At 66.3% G+C, this 16,270-nt stretch carries 15 protein-coding genes; 4 read left to right on the top strand and 11 right to left on the bottom strand.

What is annotated here, in order from left to right:
• Positions 1-22: 22 nt before the first annotated feature.
• The 7 genes from ACN9MV_RS23070 to ACN9MV_RS23100 form a co-directional block, all read right to left on the bottom strand.
• Positions 23-892 carry an alpha/beta hydrolase gene (locus ACN9MV_RS23070; protein ID WP_426389658.1) on the bottom strand — a complete coding sequence of 290 codons (870 nt, stop codon included), beginning with the start codon at positions 890-892 and terminating at the stop codon, positions 23-25.
• Between the two features lie 111 nt (positions 893-1,003).
• Positions 1,004-1,417 (bottom strand): hypothetical protein, encoded by a 414-nt coding sequence (locus tag ACN9MV_RS23075; protein WP_426393192.1) that lies wholly within the window; start codon positions 1,415-1,417, stop codon positions 1,004-1,006.
• A 137-nt stretch (positions 1,418-1,554) separates the two neighbouring features.
• Positions 1,555-1,980, bottom strand: coding sequence for a hypothetical protein (locus tag ACN9MV_RS23080; protein ID WP_093080895.1), 426 nt, complete (start codon positions 1,978-1,980; stop codon positions 1,555-1,557).
• A gap of 8 nt (positions 1,981-1,988) precedes the next feature.
• A complete protein-coding gene (locus ACN9MV_RS23085) occupies positions 1,989-3,329 on the bottom strand; it encodes an adenylosuccinate synthetase (RefSeq protein ID WP_426389659.1) in 1,341 nt (446 codons plus the stop codon).
• A 7-nt stretch (positions 3,330-3,336) separates the two neighbouring features.
• A complete protein-coding gene (locus ACN9MV_RS23090) occupies positions 3,337-4,317 on the bottom strand; it encodes a VWA domain-containing protein (protein WP_426389661.1) in 981 nt (326 codons plus the stop codon).
• Positions 4,318-4,344: 27 nt separating this feature from the next.
• Complete coding sequence (locus tag ACN9MV_RS23095; protein WP_426389662.1) at positions 4,345-5,322, bottom strand: lipopolysaccharide kinase InaA family protein; 978 nt, start codon at positions 5,320-5,322, stop codon at positions 4,345-4,347.
• 10 nt (positions 5,323-5,332) lie between these two features.
• On the bottom strand, positions 5,333-6,646 hold the full coding sequence (locus ACN9MV_RS23100) for a hemolysin family protein (RefSeq protein ID WP_093058490.1): 1,314 nt from the start codon (positions 6,644-6,646) through the stop codon (positions 5,333-5,335).
• Positions 6,647-6,669: 23 nt separating this feature from the next.
• Here ACN9MV_RS23100 and ACN9MV_RS23105 point away from each other — a divergent pair, with 23 nt between their 5' ends.
• Entirely contained in the window at positions 6,670-7,512 is an 843-nt protein-coding gene (locus ACN9MV_RS23105; RefSeq protein ID WP_093080806.1) for a symmetrical bis(5'-nucleosyl)-tetraphosphatase, read from the top strand.
• A 19-nt stretch (positions 7,513-7,531) separates the two neighbouring features.
• Here the strand turns inward: ACN9MV_RS23105 and ACN9MV_RS23110 are convergent, their stop codons facing one another.
• Positions 7,532-9,016, bottom strand: a complete 1,485-nt coding sequence (locus tag ACN9MV_RS23110; RefSeq protein WP_426393193.1) for a M20/M25/M40 family metallo-hydrolase — start codon at positions 9,014-9,016, stop codon at positions 7,532-7,534.
• 193 nt (positions 9,017-9,209) lie between these two features.
• Here ACN9MV_RS23110 and ACN9MV_RS23115 point away from each other — a divergent pair, with 193 nt between their 5' ends.
• Positions 9,210-10,127, top strand: a complete 918-nt coding sequence (locus ACN9MV_RS23115) for a LysR family transcriptional regulator (RefSeq protein ID WP_426389663.1) — start codon at positions 9,210-9,212, stop codon at positions 10,125-10,127.
• Between the two features lie 10 nt (positions 10,128-10,137).
• Here ACN9MV_RS23115 and ACN9MV_RS23120 read toward each other — a convergent pair whose 3' ends face one another.
• On the bottom strand, positions 10,138-10,851 hold the full coding sequence (locus tag ACN9MV_RS23120) for a GNAT family N-acetyltransferase (protein ID WP_093179605.1): 714 nt from the start codon (positions 10,849-10,851) through the stop codon (positions 10,138-10,140).
• 95 nt (positions 10,852-10,946) lie between these two features.
• Here ACN9MV_RS23120 and ACN9MV_RS23125 point away from each other — a divergent pair, with 95 nt between their 5' ends.
• Both ACN9MV_RS23125 and ACN9MV_RS23130 read left to right on the top strand, forming a co-directional pair.
• Positions 10,947-12,422 (top strand): PLP-dependent aminotransferase family protein, encoded by a 1,476-nt coding sequence (locus ACN9MV_RS23125; RefSeq protein WP_426389664.1) that lies wholly within the window; start codon positions 10,947-10,949, stop codon positions 12,420-12,422.
• Positions 12,423-12,593: 171 nt separating this feature from the next.
• Positions 12,594-14,132: a peroxidase family protein gene (locus tag ACN9MV_RS23130; protein WP_426389665.1), complete on the top strand. Its 1,539-nt coding sequence runs from the start codon at positions 12,594-12,596 to the stop codon at positions 14,130-14,132.
• Positions 14,133-14,164: 32 nt separating this feature from the next.
• Here ACN9MV_RS23130 and ACN9MV_RS23135 read toward each other — a convergent pair whose 3' ends face one another.
• Both ACN9MV_RS23135 and ACN9MV_RS23140 read right to left on the bottom strand, forming a co-directional pair.
• Positions 14,165-15,082 carry a helix-turn-helix transcriptional regulator gene (locus tag ACN9MV_RS23135; protein WP_097198537.1) on the bottom strand — a complete coding sequence of 306 codons (918 nt, stop codon included), beginning with the start codon at positions 15,080-15,082 and terminating at the stop codon, positions 14,165-14,167.
• A 103-nt stretch (positions 15,083-15,185) separates the two neighbouring features.
• Positions 15,186-15,890, bottom strand: a complete 705-nt coding sequence (locus ACN9MV_RS23140) for a fumarylacetoacetate hydrolase family protein (RefSeq protein ID WP_426389667.1) — start codon at positions 15,888-15,890, stop codon at positions 15,186-15,188.
• Between the last annotated feature and the right edge of the window lie 380 nt (positions 15,891-16,270).

A 16,270-nucleotide genomic window follows, 5' to 3' on the forward strand; every position in this document is an offset into this window, starting at 1 on the left:
AGAAGGGGACCGGCTTGCGCTGCTAGTCGATGAACCTTGCAACGATGTCCTCGAATGACGGCAGGTCCATCGGCGTGTGGCCGCCCGGATAGCCCTTCACGCTCAGCTGCAGGCCCTTGTAGTTGCGACTGGCGATCTGGTCGTACATCGCGGTGATCACCGTTCCTCCGACGTTGCCGATGCCATATCCGAGCAGCAAGGTCACGGGGATGTCCCGCCCGCTGCTGCTCGCGTACATCTGGCTTTCGAGCGGATCGATCTGGTCGTGTGCGCCGTTGAAGGGCGCCTCGGAAGAGAAGAAATACTGGAAGGTGAATTGGCTCGCACCTTCCATGAAGAAGGCACATGCGACAAAGATGCCGCCGTTCGACAAGCCCGAGAGCATGCGCTTGGCCGGGTTGGCACGGTAGTTCGACTCGACGTACGGCACCAGCTGGCCGGTGAGGAAGTCGTGGTACGCCTTGGCACCCGGCATCAGATAGTCGGTGTTGCGGCGCGCGGTGCCGCCGATGCCAACGACGATCGCCTTCTTGCCCGCCGCCTCGAGGATGTCCGTGAAGTTCTTGAAGCGCGTCACGCTGTTGTTGTAGACGGCGTCGCCATCGGTGATGTAGATCGCGGGATAGGACGACGTTGCGCTGTCGTATCCGGCCGGCAGATAGAACTGGATGGGATAGGTCGCGCCCGTGACATCCGACTTCATCGAGATGCTGACCACCCGGCCGCTCGAGGTGTTCGCGGGCGGCGGTGTGGTGACTGCAGGAGCTACGGGCAATACCGCTGCGCCGCCCCCTCCGCCTCCTCCGCCTCCTCCGCCGCAGCCTGAAAGCTCCAGCAGCAGGGCACAACCTGCCGTGAACATGAGCCTGCGAAGAATCCCTCTTGTCTCCATGTCGCGTTCCTTGATGATGGTTTTAGTGGAAGCCAGACTGTCAACCGCGGTCGCCGACGGATCTTAGTGGCAGCATCGATTTGCTCAGCAGAACGACCTGTACCTCTGTACCTATTCGGCGATCCACTTCCCCGTGACTTCATCGAGAACAGGCACTGGCTCGGAAAGCGGGCTGGCGGCGGCCCCATCAACCGCCGGTTCATGAACCACCGCCCATCCAAAGCTCGCTGACAGCGCGCCCGTGTCACCATCCTGCGCGACGCCGAACATACCCGCCACAAATCGCAGCTCTTTCTTCGAGCCGTTCAGCAGATCGATGCAGCGCACGGGCGCGCTAGCCAGCGCCTGCGGCACCGCATGGATGCCAGGGCCTTCTGATGGCACGTCGTAACGCAGCCATCCCGTGCGCGCATTCGCGGCGTCGAAGTGCGCCTTCCAGTTGCCCAGGTACTTGTTTGGCCCAAGCGCCTTGGTTCTCCAATCGACGATCAGGCAGGGGAACAAGGTAACGATCCAGCCGGTCAGCTCAGAGGGACCCGAACCGCTCTGGTAGCGAAAGAAAGGAAACCACGAATTTCTTCATGTCTTGATCCCTTGTTTCATCTGGTTTTTTTACCAATGCGCAGATGCGTACGAACCGCTCGGACGCGCGTTCGACAAATTCAAAGCCTGTCCCACACCTGGACCAACCCAACCAGATGGACGATGCCGAACACGAGGCAGATCGCCGAACTCCACACCCAGAAGGCCGTCAACCGCTGCCGGTCGAAGACGAACAGCGCCAATGCGACGAGTCCGCGCAGCAGGTACACCGCGGTGATCACGGGCAACACGAACGCCAGCAGCGGCAGTGGTTGCAGCACTCCGGCCCCCGAGAGTGCATACGCCGCCCACACCCCCAGCACGCACGCGATCAGCAACGTGACGATGGGTGGATACAGGTGCCCGGCAGCGGCGCCTGCGGCCATGCGCTCCCCTGCACCAAAGAAGCGATACCACGCGGGCCCACCGAAGATCACGCAGATATGCAGCAGTGCGGCGATGGCGCTGAGTGCGGCGCCGACGATCAAGGGAATGTTGTAGGGCATGACGTCTTTCAAAGACGATTGACGGGCTGCAGCGCGCGCACCATGTCACGCGTCTGACCGAAGGCACCGTAGCGCACCGCAAGGCCGCTCAGGGTCTCGACGCGCTCGACCCACTCCTGCGGCGTGGCGATGGCGCCGGGCTCGTACAGTGGCTGCACGCCTTGTAGCTGTTGCGTCAGGATGTGCTGGTGATCGAGGTTTGGCGTCTCGCTGCAAGGCAGCGAGGCGAGCCTCGAACCATCTGCGCTGCGATAGCCAGAGCACCAGCGCAAGCCTGCGCCTTCGATGCCGTCGAGATGGCTCGCCACCAACCCATCGAGCTTGCCGACCGCATCGAGTGCATACCGCAGCAGCACCGCGTCCGGGTGCCCTCGCCGAAACGCCCCTTGCCAGCCGTCATCGGCGTTGTGCGGCTCGGCCAGCCGCGCGTCGAGTGCGTGGTCGTGCGTGGGAAGCGGGCCTGAGCCGTGGCGCGTGAGGTAGGTGCGCAGCACGCCGAGGTGCTGCACGGGCGCATCGATGCCCACGTCTCGCAGCACGGCTTCGACCGCTGTGGTCGAGATGGTGCTCCACGTGGTGTGCGGATGAAACCCGCGCCACTCGTCGAGCAGCACGCCCTGCGCGCCTTCGAAGATCACGGTACCGGGCTGCGCGAGGCGTTCAGCGATGCGGTCCGTACTCGCGGGTGGCGACTGCTTAAGGCACAGCGCCACGGCATCGAGCCAGCGCCGTGCGAGCGTGTCGTCTCGAAGCATGGCGAGTTCCTGTGCAGCATCGGCATGCGAGGGAACTGAGTTGGTTGCGAACTCGCGCAGCAACGTGGTGCGCAAGGCTTCCAGTTTTTCAAGCGCGCGTGCGGGCTGCAGCAAGTCGCCGTAGTGCAAGGCTTCGTCGGGTGAAGCAAGCGCGTGCCGCACGGTCTCGCCAACACCCACGCCACAACTGCCATGCGCGTCCTCCCCTCGCACCCATTCGCGCAACCGCCCCGCAGCCTGGTGGAAAGGCGTGGTCACGCGGCAGCGTGCGTCGATCAGCAAACGCGAGAAGGCGTCTTCCACACCCATGCGGCGCAATGCCGCTTCCTCTACGCGCAGTGCCGTCGGGTGCACCACCACCGGGCTCGCGAGCACAGTGCCCACGCCCGCATGAAAACTGCCAGCACTGAATTGCGAGAAGGTGTGATGCCGCCCGTCGGCCAGCACCACGTTGTGCCCGGCCTGCGCGCCGCCGTTGAAGCGCACGACGGTGTGGGCTTGCAGCGTGCCGCAAAGGTGATCGGTAAAGAGCCCCTTGCCGCAGTCTCCAAATCCAAGGCCCAGCAGCGAAACGTAGCGCGTGGCGGCAGTCACACGGCCATCAGCCGAAAAGCCGCTTCCACCACGACGAACGCGGGCCCGCTACCGCGGCGGCCACAGCCGGCGGTGCGCGGCGCGATGCGGTCGGGTCGAGCAGCGCGGCATAGCCGTCGAGCGCATGCAGAACGCCGCCGACACGTTCCTTGGCCATGCCTGTGCCGCTCATCACGCCGGCCAGCGCTTCGAGGCTGGGCACGGCCTTCTCGGTAAGGGCGACGATGCCGGCCGCCACGGCGCAGGCGTCGTCGGGCGAATCCATGCAGATGACGTGATCGCCCAGCAGTTCGCGCCAGCGCGGTTCGCAACGACGGCGGCGCTGGGCATCAGGAATCAGGAAGAACAGGTTGGTGGTCTCGGCCGCGGCGGCGATGACTTCTTCGATGGGAATGTCCTCGTCGAGCTTCTCGCCGACGAGGCCTTCGACCTGGTGGCGCGAGACTGCCGGGTACGGCAGCTCGTCGCCGGTAACGAACAGGTAGCCGCGCTTCTTGCGCTTGACCCAGCAGTCCATGTCGGTGTGCTGCGCCATGACGTAGAAGGCCAGCTCGTAGCTCTCTTCGCCGGTGCCGCCGCCACCACCTTCGAGATAGCTCCAGGTGAGCCACTGGTCCATGAGGTTTGCGGTCGACTCGAACTGGCCGACCTGCAGCGGCGCGTGGTCGGAGGTGGCGTCGCCGATAGCCATGAACATGAGCTGCGGGTCTGCCACGCCGCAGTCGGTCAGCAGCTTCATGAAGGTGGGCAGCTCGCGGCGCGCCAAGGTCTGCGGGATGTCGCCCATGGAGCCGGTGACGTCGAGCGCGAAGACGATGCCCAGCGAGTTGGGGTGGTCGGCGTTGTCGCGCGACTCACGCACCTTCAGGCCCTTCGGGTTCATCAGCGGGTGGGTGGAGCGCTGCGTGAAAACCTCGGCGCCAGGCTTGGCGGCGCGATCGGCAATGAGCGCCGTGTGGGCGGCGTGCGAGTAGTTTCCGTATCCCATGAGCTTTTCTTCCTTGATGACTGCGGTTCAGGCGCCGGCGCGCGGCGCGGGGTCGAAGTGAACGAACTTCGATGCGCCGAAGGCTTCTCGCGATGCGGCGGAGAGTTCTTGCTCGATGCCCTGCGCGCCGAGGCGCCGGCAGGTGGCGGCGTCTTCGCTGCACTGGCGCAGCAAGGCGACGAGCGGTGCGGGGGTGTGAGAGCCGAAGCCGGGCTCACCGGCCGCGCCGCCATGCAACACGGCGCGCACGGTCCAGGCGGCTTGCATGAGGTCGCGAGCAACAGCGGAGCCTTGGGCCGCGCCGGTCGCATGCTGAGCGCGCGACCAGCCGATGAGCAGCACGCCATGGTCACGCGGATGCACGAGCGCGTGCGCAGGCGACAGGTCACGATGCGTCCAGCCAGCGCCGTGCACGAAAGCCAGCACTTCGAGCATGCGGCGCCAGATCCACACGGCATGGCGCGGGTCGATGCCTTGTGCATTGGCCTGCTGCACGTCTTGCAGGCTGCCCCAGAAGCCGGGCGGATGGCGCAGCACCAGCGCCTGGCGAGCGCCGTCGCCCAGCCCCTCGGCCACGCCCACACCCAAGGGCTGCGGCAGGCGGCGGGTGAAGTAGGCAGCACCGGGCACCGACAAGTCTTGCAGGGCCTGCAGCACCGCGCCTTCGCGCACCAGCACGTCGTTGGCCGCGCTGTCTCGCGCGAGCTTGAAGGTGACGCGCTCGGGCAATGCGCCGAGGCGTTCGGCCAGAAGCACTTCGCCGTGCTCGCCGGTAGCCAGCGGCGCCAGCACGCGGTAGCGCGCACCGCGCCACGCGAGGATGCGTCCGCCGGCAACGTCGGCATTGGCCCGGCGCAGCGCGGCGCGGAAGCTCTCGCGCTCGACGGTTTCCTCGCTGCGCACGACAGTGGCACCGCAGTAACTGCAGTTCACCGTGCGCCAACGGGCGGCGCGCGGCAGCGGCGCGGAACATTGCGGGCAGCTGAGAGCAAGCAGCGACAGCATGGCCCGCGCCTCAGTCTTCCTTGGGGGGCGCCGCCGGGTCGGGCGATGCCAGCACGCGATCGATGCGGCGGCCTTCCAGCGCGACGATCTCGAAGCACCAGCCGGCGCAATCGATGTGCTCGCCCACCTCGGGCAAGTGGCCGGACACAGCCATCAGCAAGCCTGCCACGGTGTTGTATCGGTTGCGCTCTTCGTCGGGCAGCTCGCGGATGCCCAGGCGCGCGCGCAGCTCCGACACGGGCATGAGGCCATCGAGCTCCCACACGCCGTCGGGCCGCTCGCGCGCCCAGGCGTCGGTCTGCATGCCGGGCTGCAGCTCGCCGGTAATGGCTTCGAGCAGGTCGCGCGGAGTCATGAGGCCCTGCACCACGCCGTATTCGTCGACCACGAACACGAGACGGCCAGCGCGGGCGCGAAACTGTTCCAGCAGCTCCATGCCGGTGAGGGTCTCGGGCACGAACACGGCGGGCGTGGCCTCCTGGCCGAGCACGCCGGGGTGTGCGGCGCCCAGGCGCAGCAGGTGCGCCACGCTGATCACGCCGACCACGTCGTCGAGCGAGTTGCGGCACACGGGGTACCAGGAATGCACGAGATTGAGCGCGCCCGCCTCGGCCACCTTCTGCAGCGCCTGCTGCACGCTGAAGGAGGCGTCGAGCCATTCGATGTCGGCGCGCGGGATCATCAGCGACGACAGGCGCCTGTCGTCGAGGTGAAACACATTGCGCACCATCTGGTGCTCATGCTGCTCGATGACGCCGGCGTCCACGCCTTCTTCGAGGCTGGCCGAAATCTCTTCTTCGGTGACGGAGCGGGCCGCGTTGGCATCGATGCGCAGCACCTTCAGCATGGTGGCAGTGGCGCCCGCCAGCATCCAAACGAAGGGCTTGGCGGCCTTGGCCAGTCCGCGCATGGGGCGTGACACCCAGCGCGCCACGGGCTCGGGATACAGCTGCCCGATGCGCTTGGGCACCAGCTCGCCGAAGATGATGGTGAAGAAGGTGATGCAGGTAACCACCACCGCAGTAGACGCGATGCTGGCGGTGCCGCGGCCCATGCCGACGCTTTCCATCCAGACCGAGAGCGGCTCGGCAAAGGCGGCCTCGCCGACGATACCGCTGAGCATGCCGATGGAGGTGATGCCGATCTGCACCGTCGAGAGGAACTGCGTGGGCGACTCCATCAGCTTCAGCGCGGCCACCGCGCCGGTGTCTCCCGTTTCGGCCAATGCCGCGAGACGTGCGCGCCGGCTGGTGGAAAGGGCCATTTCGGACATTGCGAACAACGCGTTGAGCGTGGTCAACAAGGCCAGGAGGAAGACATCCATGAACTGAGGGAGAGAATGAGGGAATGTCACTTTACTTGATTGGCGACCTGCAGGGCTGCGACGCCCCCCTCGGGCGGCTGCTGCAAAAGATCGATTTCTCTCCCAGCCGAGACACTATCGTGCTGCTGGGCGACCTGGTGAACCGGGGCCCCGATTCGCTCGCGGTGTTGCGCCGTGTGCAGGGCTACGGCGCCTCGGCGCTGAGCCTGCTGGGCAACCACGACCTGCACCTGCTGGGCGTGGCGCACGGCGCGCGCAAGGCCGGCCGCAAGGACACCCTGGCCGAGCTGCTGGCCGCGCCCGACATCGAGGCGCTGCTCGAATGGGTGCGCCAGCAGCACATGGCGCTGCACATGCGCATCGGCAGCGGCGATCTGCTGATGGTGCACGCTGGCGTGCTGCCGCAGTGGACGGTGGGCGACACGCTGGTGCTGGCGTCAGAGGTCGAATCGGTGCTGCGCGGGCCGGCGCTCGGCGAGTTCCTGATGTCGATGTACGGCAACGAGCCGGCGCAGTGGAGCTACACGCTCACGGGCAGCGCCCGGCTGCGCGCCATCGTCAATGCACTGACGCGGCTGCGTTTCTGCACGACCGACGGCGTGATGGAGTTCGATGCCAAGGACAGCGCGGCCACCGCGCCCGAAGGCTTCATGCCCTGGTTCGACGTGCCCGGGCGCAAGACGGCCAACGCCACCGTCGCCTTCGGCCACTGGTCGACGCTGGGCTGGCTCTCGCGGCCCGACCTGCTCTCGACCGACACGGGCTGTGTGTGGGGCGGCTGCCTGAGTGCGGTGCGCATCGGCGCGACGCTGGACGAGCGCGAGCTGATCCAGGTCGAGTGCGAGCAGGCGCAGAAGCCGGGCTGAAGCTCGGCTGAAGGACCTCTCAGAACGCCTGCGTCATCAGCCCGTACACGGTGCGCACGCCACTCACGTAGTTGCCCATGCGCAGGTTCTCGTTGGCTGCATGCTGGTTGTTGTCGGCGTTCACCAGCGGAATGATCGCGAAGGGCACCGGCAGCACGCGCACGATCTCGGCGGTGGGAACCGTGCCGCCCATCATCCGGATGCGCACCGGCTCGGGCTTGGCGCCAAAGGTGTCGCTCAGCGCCCTGTAGGCCCACTGCCCCACGGGCGAGTCGATCTGCGAGCCCGCTGCTTCGCCGCCCTCGCTCTGGTAGGAGAAGCTCGCGAGCTTGTCGTAGCGGCTGCGCTCCTCGTCGGTCGGTTCGCCCTTGACCAGGTGGTAGCCCTGGCGCTCGATGTGTTTCTGGATGAGCTGGCCGAGGTAGGCCGGATCGGAGTCGGGCGTGGTGCGAAGGTCCATCTCGGCCACGGCCTTGTCGGGCACGATGTTGGCCACCTTGTCGCCCACCGCTGCCGCGGCCATGCCGCGCACGTTCAGCGAGGGGTACTGCATCGCCTCCTGGTAGTTGGCGCCGACCTTGTCGGTCTGGGCAATACCCAGGCGACGCTTGAGTGCGGCCTCGTCGTCGGGCACGGCGGCCATGATCTTGCGGTCGGCCTCGCCGATCTTCACGTGGTCGTAGTAGCCGGCCACCGTCACGCGGCCCTGATCGTTCTTCATCGAGGCCAGCAGGCTGGCCAGCCGCTGCGCCGGATTGGGCGCGTAGTTGCCATAGTGCCCGCTGTGCAGCGGCACCTTGGCACCGTACACCGTGAGCTGGGCTCTGGCCGCGCCGCGGTTGCCGAACACCAGCGTGGGCCGGTTGGTGGCGTGCATGGGGCCGTCGTGGATCACGATCGCGTCGCAGCGCAGCAGGTCGCGGTGCGCCTGCATCACCTTGCTGATCGACGGCGAGCCTTTTTCCTCCTCGCTGTCGAGGATCACCTTGACGTTGACCGCCGGCTGCCCGCCGCCGGCCTTCAGGGCGTCGATGGCCGCGAGCATCATCATGATCGGCCCCTTGTCGTCGGCCGACGCGCGGCCGAACACACGCCACTCGGGGTCGAGCGGTCCGCTGAAGAGCGGCGCCGAATCGATCTCTTCCCATCCGCCGTTGGCCGCCTTGCGCTTGAGCACGGGCGTCCACGGGCTCTTTTGCGCCCATTGCGCGGGAATGACGGGCTGGCCATCGAGGTGCATGTAGAACAGCACCGTCTTGCGCGCGGGGTCGCTGCCCGGGTACTCGGCATAGAGCATCGGCTTGCCGTCGTTGGGCAACTGCCGCGTGGTGAAGCCGCGCTTGCGGAAGGCCTGCTCCAGCCATTCGACGTTCTTGCGGATGTCCTCCGGCGAGATCGCATCGTTGGGCAAGGACAGAAGCTCGAAGTACTCGCGATAGGTGGCCTGCGCATGGCGCTCGGCATCGGCCGGGGAAAGTTCTGCGGCTGCGGCCATGCAGGTCATGCAGGCGCCTGCGAGCAAGGTCAGTGGGAGCAGCGCGAGCGGGCTGCGCGAGGTTCTGCGCTGTAAGGGCATGGCGGGATCCGCTTTGTGACAGTTGCGAGGCAGTCTAGGCAAACGCGTGCTTTTGAACAATTGCCGATTTTTCGGGATATCTTTGCTTTTTTTGCAACGCAGCCAACCCGCGTCCGCCGCCATGTCCTCCCATCGCCTGCAGGAAACCTCGCTTCGCTACTTTCTCGAGGTGGTCCGCAGCGGCTCGCTGACCGAAGCGGCCACGCGCCTCAACGTCAGTGCATCGGCCATCAGCCGGCAGGTGGCCATGCTCGAGGAGTTGCTGGGCGTGCCGCTGTTCGAGCGCCGCCCGCGCGGCATGGCGCCCAGCGCAGCCGGGGAGCTGCTGGCGGCGCACGCGCGACGCGGTGCGCTGGAAGCCGAGCGCGTTGTGTCCGACATCCAGGGACTGCAAGGCCTGCAGCGCGGGCATGTACGCATCGCCTGCTCGTCGGGCTTCGCGAACGAGTTCCTGCCGCAGGCCATCGTCGCGTTCCGCGCGCTGCACCCCGGCATCCAGTTCGAGCTGGAGGCCTGCGACCCCGCCGACGTGACCGAAGCCGTGCTGCTCGGCGATGCCGACATCGGCCTCACCTACAGCCGCGCCGCGGTACAGGGCGTTCGGGTGTCGCATCGCCAGGCGGCCTCGGTGTTCGCGCTGATGCGGCCCGACCATCCGTTGGCGAAGCAGCGCAGCGTGACGCTGGCGCAGATGCTGCCGTTTCCCATCGGGCTGTCGGGGCCGGACACCACCGTGCGCCAGCTGTTCGACGTGGCCTGCAGCAACCGCGCAGTGGTGTTCGAGCCCGCGCTGGTGAGCAACCGTTTCGAGGCGCTCGCCAGCTTCGTGCTGCACGGCGGCGGCCTTGCGATTGCCGGCGAGATCACGGTGCGCGAACGCGTGCGGCGCGGCGAGTTGCATGCCGCGGAGATTCGCGAGCGCGGCATGCGGGCGCGCTCGGTCGAGCTGCAGACCTTGGCCGGGCGCACGCTGCCCGAGGTGGTGCGTGCCTTTCTCGACTTCCTGTGCAAGGCGCTGCCTGCGCCCGGTACGCAGTGACGATGCAGGCTCAGGAAGGCAGGCGGAACTTGTCGAGCGACATGCGCTGCTTGCCCTGCGCATCGAAGTTCTCGGGCGAGAGCCAGCGCTCGAAGGCGGTGCGCAACGCCGGCCATTCGCTGTCGATGATCGAGAACCACGCCGTGTCGCGGCCGCGTCCCTTGTAGATCACGGCCTGGCGAAAGAGCCCTTCGTACTGGAAGCCCAGCCGCAGGGCCGCACGCTTCGAAGGTTCGTTGAAGTTGTCGCACTTCCATTCGTGGCGGCGGTAGCCGAGTTCGTCGAAGACGAGCTTCATCAGCAGGTATTGCGCCTCGGTGGACATCGGCGTGTGCTTGAGCAGCGGCGAGAAATTGACGGTGCCGACTTCGATGACTCCATTGGCGGGGTCGATGCGCATCAACGCCAACGAGCCAATGGCGCGGCCGCTTTGCCTGTCGATGACGGCGAAGTGCATCGGGTCGGTGCTCTTCGCGATGCGCTCGGCGTAGGCCCGGGTGCTGTCGATGTCAGCGGGCCGCTCGATGCCCAGGTAGGTCCAGTCGCGGCCGTCCGGGGCCTGCGCGTAGGCGGCGTACAGGTCGTCGGTGTGCTTTGCTGCATCGAGCGGCTCGAGGGTGCAGAAACGGCCCTCGAGGGAGCGGCGCGGCGGCAGGGAACGCGGGGTCCATTCGGGCAGGCCGGGGCCGATGGACTGGCCGAATTCGTTGTGGCGGACTGGCATGCGGGTGTCTTTCTGAAAAGCTGGAGCGGCAAGGTCGGAGGACGTAAAGTACCCGCATCGTGGCTCCAATGAAAGTGCCACGAATGCCTTATTCAATGGTGCCACGCCCACTCCCTTCCCCCACCGCCCTGCTCGAATCTCCTCTCGTGAAGGAGCGCGACGCCGGCTCGATGCAGCGCCAGCTGCACGACCGGCTCAAGCGCGCCATCCTCGACGGCAGCCTGGCGCCGGGCAGCCGCTTGCCCGGTTCGCGTGCACTCGCCGAGGCGCTCGGCATCTCGCGCAACACCGTCACCGCGACCTACGAGCATCTGGCGGCCGAGGGCTATGTGCGGCCCGACCGGCAGGGCACGCGCGTGACCGAGCTTTCGTCGCCCGCCCTTCCGCCGAAGCGCGCAGGCAAGCCAGCCGGCACGCCCACCACCGCGCTGCGCCTCTCGAACATCAAGCCCAGCGTGTCGCGCGCCGAGACAGACATGGCACTGCGCCCCGGCGTGCCCGCGCTATCGCACTTTCCGTCGGCCGCATGGCGGCGCGCGCTCGACCGGGCGATTCGCGACGCCGGCTCTGCCGCGCTGGGCTATGGCGACCCGCTGGGCGAGCCGCCACTGCGCGCGGCCATCGCGCGTCACCTGTCGGTGGCACGCGGCGTACGCTGCGAGCCGCACCAGGTCGTCATTGCCGAAGGCGCACAGGAAGCCATCTCGCTGTGCGTGCGGCTGCTGTCCAACCCCGGCGACATCGGCTGGGTCGAAGACCCGGGCTACCGCGGCGTGAAGGCTGCCATGCATGCGGGCGACATGCGCATCGTGCCCGTGCGGGTCGATGCCGAAGGCCTGTGCGTGAACGAGCGCGACTGGCAGAAGCATCCGCCCCGGCTGATCTACACCACGCCCTCGCACCAGTACCCGGTGGGTTCCGTGCTGAGCATCGCGCGCCGCCTCGACCTGATCGCGCAGGCCCGCCTGCATGGCGCGTGGATCATCGAGGACGACTACGACAGCGAATTTCGCCACACGGGCGAGCCCATCGGTGCGATGCAGGGGCTGGTGGACGATGCGCCCGTGCTCTACGTCGGCACCTTCAGCAAGACGATGTTTCCCTCGCTGCGGTTGGGCTTTCTTGTGCTGCCCGCGCAGTTGATGTCCGCCGTGCAGGCGCCGCTGGAAGAGATGCTGCGCGGTGGGCACCGCCACGAGCAGCTGGCCATGGCCGACTTCATCGAGAGCGGCCAATTCAGCCGGCACCTGGGCCGCATGCGCCGGCTGTACCGCGACCGGCAGCAAGCGTTGCGGCTCGCGCTGAACAAACATTTCAAAGTGCTACACGAGATCGACGGTGGCTACTGCGGCCTACATCTGACGGTGCGTCTACCCGCGCGCTATGACGATCGACTTATCGCGGCCAAGGCGCTGCGCCATCGCATTGCGCCCACACCGCTATCGGGCTTCGCGCTGCAGCCCACGCCGTCGGACAACGGGCTGGTGCTGGGGTATGGCAACACGCCGGCGGAGCTATTCGAGCCGCTGGTGAAGAGGTTGTCGCAATTGGCGCGTGCGGTAGAAATTTAGAACGGCCGGAGAAAGAGTCTGGCTATTCAGTGAGCTCTTCGTCGCAAAGCTTCGCTAGCGCAACCGGCCTACCGCGAGCAGCGTATATGAATTCTTCTGCCGCTCCGTAGGATGCAAACCCGCTCCGATCATGTTGCTCGAAGCCCCACACACGAAGCAAAGGAATTCGTCATGACTGATGAAATCGGTGTCGATCCCAAGCACGGCCGAGCCGGCCGCCACCCCACCAAAGGATCGCTGGATGCGCTCTCGGGACATGGCGATCCGGGCATGTTCGGCCGGATGTTCCCTCACCTGGCGCCTCTTTCTGTTTCCGACGACAAGTTGAAGGCGCTCGCCGCTGCAATGCTGGACGACAACAGCAGCGCAGACAACGCACGAGTGCCGGCGGGGTTCACCTATCTGGGCCAGTTCGTCGACCACGACATCACGCTGGATCTGACCTCCATCGGCGACAAGCTGGAGGACCCGACCGGGGTCGAGAACTTCAGGACGCCGGCGCTGGACCTGGACTCGATCTATGGGCGAGGTCCGGACGGCAGCCCGCACCTCTACGCCCGCGGCCCCAACAATGCGCCGAGCGCGAAGCTGCTGATCGGCAAGACCACCCTGGGCTTTCAACAGAATGCGGCCGACATACCTGGCGTGTTTCCCAACGACCTTCCGAGAAGCCCCGAGGGCCAGGCCTTGATCGGCGACCATCGCAATGACGAGAACCTGCTGGTCGCACAAACTCATCTGGCCTTCATGAAGTTCCACAACAAGGTGGTGGACCTGCTGATGGCTTCGCCAACGGCTCCCACGCCCGCCGAGCTCTTCTTTCAAGCCCGGCGCGAGGTGACTTGGCACTATCAATGGCTCGTGCTGCACGACTTCGTGGAACGGCTCACCGAAGACGGCATCGTGGCTCGCGTTCTCAACGAGGGCCGCCAGTTCTACCGGTTCAAGAAGACGCCCTACATGCCCGTGGAGTTCTCCGGTGCGGCCTACCGGCTCGGACACAGCATGGTTCGGGAGGTCTACAGCCATAACAGAGTCTTCACCCCGGGCGGGCTCGCACCCGCCTCGCTGGGACTTCTCTTCGCGTTCTCCGGCCTCTCAGGTGGCATCGTGGGTGACCTGGCGCCCAACCCGCTCACCGCTCCGACTCCGATAAGCAAGCTCGCCAGCAACTGGATCATCGACTGGCGGCGCTTCTACGATTTCGGCAACAACCCACCAGGGGTCACGCTCAATCATGCGCGGCGCATCGATCCTTTCGTCGTCAAGACGCTGCATACGCTGCCTGGCGGTGCCAGCCTGCCGTTCCTGAACCTGAAGCGGGGCGTGATGCTCGGACTGCCTTCAGGCCAATCGGTTGCGCAGTCAATGGAAGTGCCCAACCCTTTGACAAGCGCCGAGATCTCGTCCGGCACGGACGGCGCGGTGGCCAAGGCGCAGGGACTACATGAGCAGACGCCCTTGTGGTACTACATCCTCAAGGAAGCGTCGGTCAGAGAGGGCGGCGAGCGATTGGGGCCTGTGGGCGCGCGTATCGTGGCGGAAGTCTTCATCGGATTGGTCCACGGCGATCATGAGTCCTACCTTTGGAAGAAAGGCCCGGACTGGACGCCGACTCTTCCCTCGCGCACGCCTGGGACTTTTACGATGGTGGACCTCCTGCAGCTCGTAGGCGACGTAAGCCCCATCGACGGCGTGACCCAAGCCTGACTGGAGCGCTCGGCGTCTTGATCTGAGGAAAACTACCCGCGCGCATTCACCACGTGGTCGCGCCGGAAATTGCGCGGCGTACTCCCCACCCACTGACGAAAGCGCCGGTTGAAATACGCCTCGTCGGTAAAACCGCACTGGTGCGCAATCTCCCGCACCAGCAGCGAGGTGGACGACAACAGCTCCTTCGCCCGCTCGATGCGCCGCTCGGTCACGAGGTCGGTGAAGGTGCGGTCGGTTTCCTTGCGCAGCAGGTTGGCGAGGTAGTTGGGCGAGAGGAATGCAGCGGCCGCTGCATCGGTCAGCGACAGCGGCTTGTCGAGGTTGTCGCGCACGTAGCGCACCACGCGCTGCAACGCATCGCGCTGCGAGGTCTTGCCGTTGTGCTGGAGCGAAAGGCGCATCAGCGCCTGCTCCTGCCGCATGCAGGCCAGCCCGATGATCTGCTGCACGATGCCACGCATCGCGATCTTGGCGCCGAAGTTGCGGCCCGCGTTCAGTGCGTGCAGCTCGTCGAGCCAGCCGCGGATGCGGGCGAAGTCGGTCTCGTCGAAGGCGAAGTCGACGTACTCCTGGAACAGGAAGGGCGCGAGGTCGGGGTAGCGCGCGAGCGACACGTCGTCGAGGTCGAGCGCGTCGACCTCGAGTTCGGGCCACAAAAAGCGCTGGTCGAAGTTGACGATGCAGTACAGCGCCTCGGGCGGATGCGGAATCACGTGCACCCGGTACGGCAGCACGAAACTCAGGTGACGCGGCCCGAAGGGGCGCACCTCGCCGCCGATGGCCTGCTGCGAGCTGCCCTCGATGCCGATCTGGATCTGGAAGTACGCATGCCGGTGCGGCAGCGTGAGCTCGTTGCGCGCACCCTGAAAGCGGATGTCGAAGTCGAGGTGGTCGGCACGCTCGTGCATGCCATAGGTGCGGACGGACGTGGAGGGAGAGGGGCGCATCGGAACAGGCGTGGCGGCAGGCGTCTGCCCGCGAGGGTACGCCAACTTGCGGCGTGCGAGGCGGCCAGGCCCGGCAGGTCCGATGCGCGGACCGTCCTCAGGCTCAGACGACCACGACTTCCAGCGCGCCCACGCCCGCCACCGTGCCGCGCATGCGGTCGCCGCGCTGCACGGCCGCCACGCCGGCCGGTGTGCCCGTGAAGATCAGGTCGCCAGGCTGCAGCGTGAACAGAGTCGACAGGTAGGCGATGGTGTCGGGCACGTTCCAGATCATGTCGGCGAGGTCGCCGACCTGGCGTTGCGCGCCATTCACTTCGAGGCGGATCTCGCCGGCCGCCGGATGGCCGGCCTTGGCCGCGGGCACCAGCTCGCCGCAGGGCGCCGAGCCGTCGAAGGCCTTGCCGGTGTCCCAGGGGCGGCCCATCTTCTTGGCCTCGCCCTGCAGGTCGCGGCGGGTCATGTCGAGGCCGACGGCATAGCCGTACACGTGGCTGAGCGCATCGGCGGCGGCGATGTTCGATCCGCCGGTCTTGAGCGCGACCACCAGTTCGATCTCGTGGTGCACATCGTTCGAGAGCGTCGGGTATGCGAACTCGCCGCCGTCGGCCACGATGGCGCTGGCCGGCTTCATGAAGAAGAACGGCGGCTCGCGATCGGGGTTGTGGCCCATCTCGCGGGCGTGTTCTGAATAGTTGCGGCCCACGCAGAAGATGCGGTTGACCGGGAAGCGTGCGCGTTCGCCCTGGATGGGCAGCGAGTGAACGGGCGCGGGTGCGATGGCGTAGAGGGTGTCGGTGGCAGAAATCATGTAACAACTCTAGCCAGCGGCGCCCCGCGTCCGGGGGACGCATCTACGCGAGTCTTGGACTTGGCTACGTTTTCGTTTTGACGTCTCTTTTCGGGGCGCGTGCACAGGAGCGCCGTCGCTACGCCGGGCGATCAACCGCCGCGCTCCGAATCGGCAGGTTGATCCGAATGCCAGGTTTCGCCTTGCCAGAGTTGAAACTTAAGCATTCAAACTCGGAATGAGCCGCCCATGCATGTGCTGTTATTGTTGTAACGAATTGCGTGACGCCCTCTCGCCAGCCATATATATTGCGGCAACGAAGCAACCTGCTGCGTTCTCTGCCGTGCCGCACCACTGCACACAGAGCTAACCGGCCTGTACCAACGACAGGATCAAATCCG

It is taken from the genome of Variovorax sp. R-27 (assembly GCF_049913215.1).
Classification (GTDB): domain Bacteria; phylum Pseudomonadota; class Gammaproteobacteria; order Burkholderiales; family Burkholderiaceae_C; genus Variovorax.

Excerpts from the sequence above, each read along its gene's own strand:
- ACN9MV_RS23120 (WP_093179605.1), bottom strand. The coding sequence starts at position 10,851 with ATGCCAGTCCGCCACAACGAATTCGGCCAGTCCATCGGCCCCGGCCTG.
- ACN9MV_RS23135 (WP_097198537.1), bottom strand. The coding sequence starts at position 15,082 with ATGCGCCCCTCTCCCTCCACGTCCGTCCGCACCTATGGCATGCACGAG.
- ACN9MV_RS23070 (WP_426389658.1), bottom strand. The coding sequence starts at position 892 with ATGGAGACAAGAGGGATTCTTCGCAGGCTCATGTTCACGGCAGGTTGT.
- ACN9MV_RS23105 (WP_093080806.1), top strand. The coding sequence starts at position 6,670 with ATGTCACTTTACTTGATTGGCGACCTGCAGGGCTGCGACGCCCCCCTC.
- ACN9MV_RS23115 (WP_426389663.1), top strand. The coding sequence starts at position 9,210 with ATGTCCTCCCATCGCCTGCAGGAAACCTCGCTTCGCTACTTTCTCGAG.
- ACN9MV_RS23125 (WP_426389664.1), top strand. The coding sequence starts at position 10,947 with ATGGTGCCACGCCCACTCCCTTCCCCCACCGCCCTGCTCGAATCTCCT.
- ACN9MV_RS23095 (WP_426389662.1), bottom strand. The coding sequence starts at position 5,322 with ATGCTGTCGCTGCTTGCTCTCAGCTGCCCGCAATGTTCCGCGCCGCTG.
- ACN9MV_RS23100 (WP_093058490.1), bottom strand. The coding sequence starts at position 6,646 with ATGGATGTCTTCCTCCTGGCCTTGTTGACCACGCTCAACGCGTTGTTC.
- ACN9MV_RS23090 (WP_426389661.1), bottom strand. The coding sequence starts at position 4,317 with ATGGGATACGGAAACTACTCGCACGCCGCCCACACGGCGCTCATTGCC.
- ACN9MV_RS23080 (WP_093080895.1), bottom strand. The coding sequence starts at position 1,980 with ATGCCCTACAACATTCCCTTGATCGTCGGCGCCGCACTCAGCGCCATC.
- ACN9MV_RS23140 (WP_426389667.1), bottom strand. The coding sequence starts at position 15,890 with ATGATTTCTGCCACCGACACCCTCTACGCCATCGCACCCGCGCCCGTT.
- ACN9MV_RS23130 (WP_426389665.1), top strand. The coding sequence starts at position 12,594 with ATGACTGATGAAATCGGTGTCGATCCCAAGCACGGCCGAGCCGGCCGC.
- ACN9MV_RS23110 (WP_426393193.1), bottom strand. The coding sequence starts at position 9,016 with ATGACCTGCATGGCCGCAGCCGCAGAACTTTCCCCGGCCGATGCCGAG.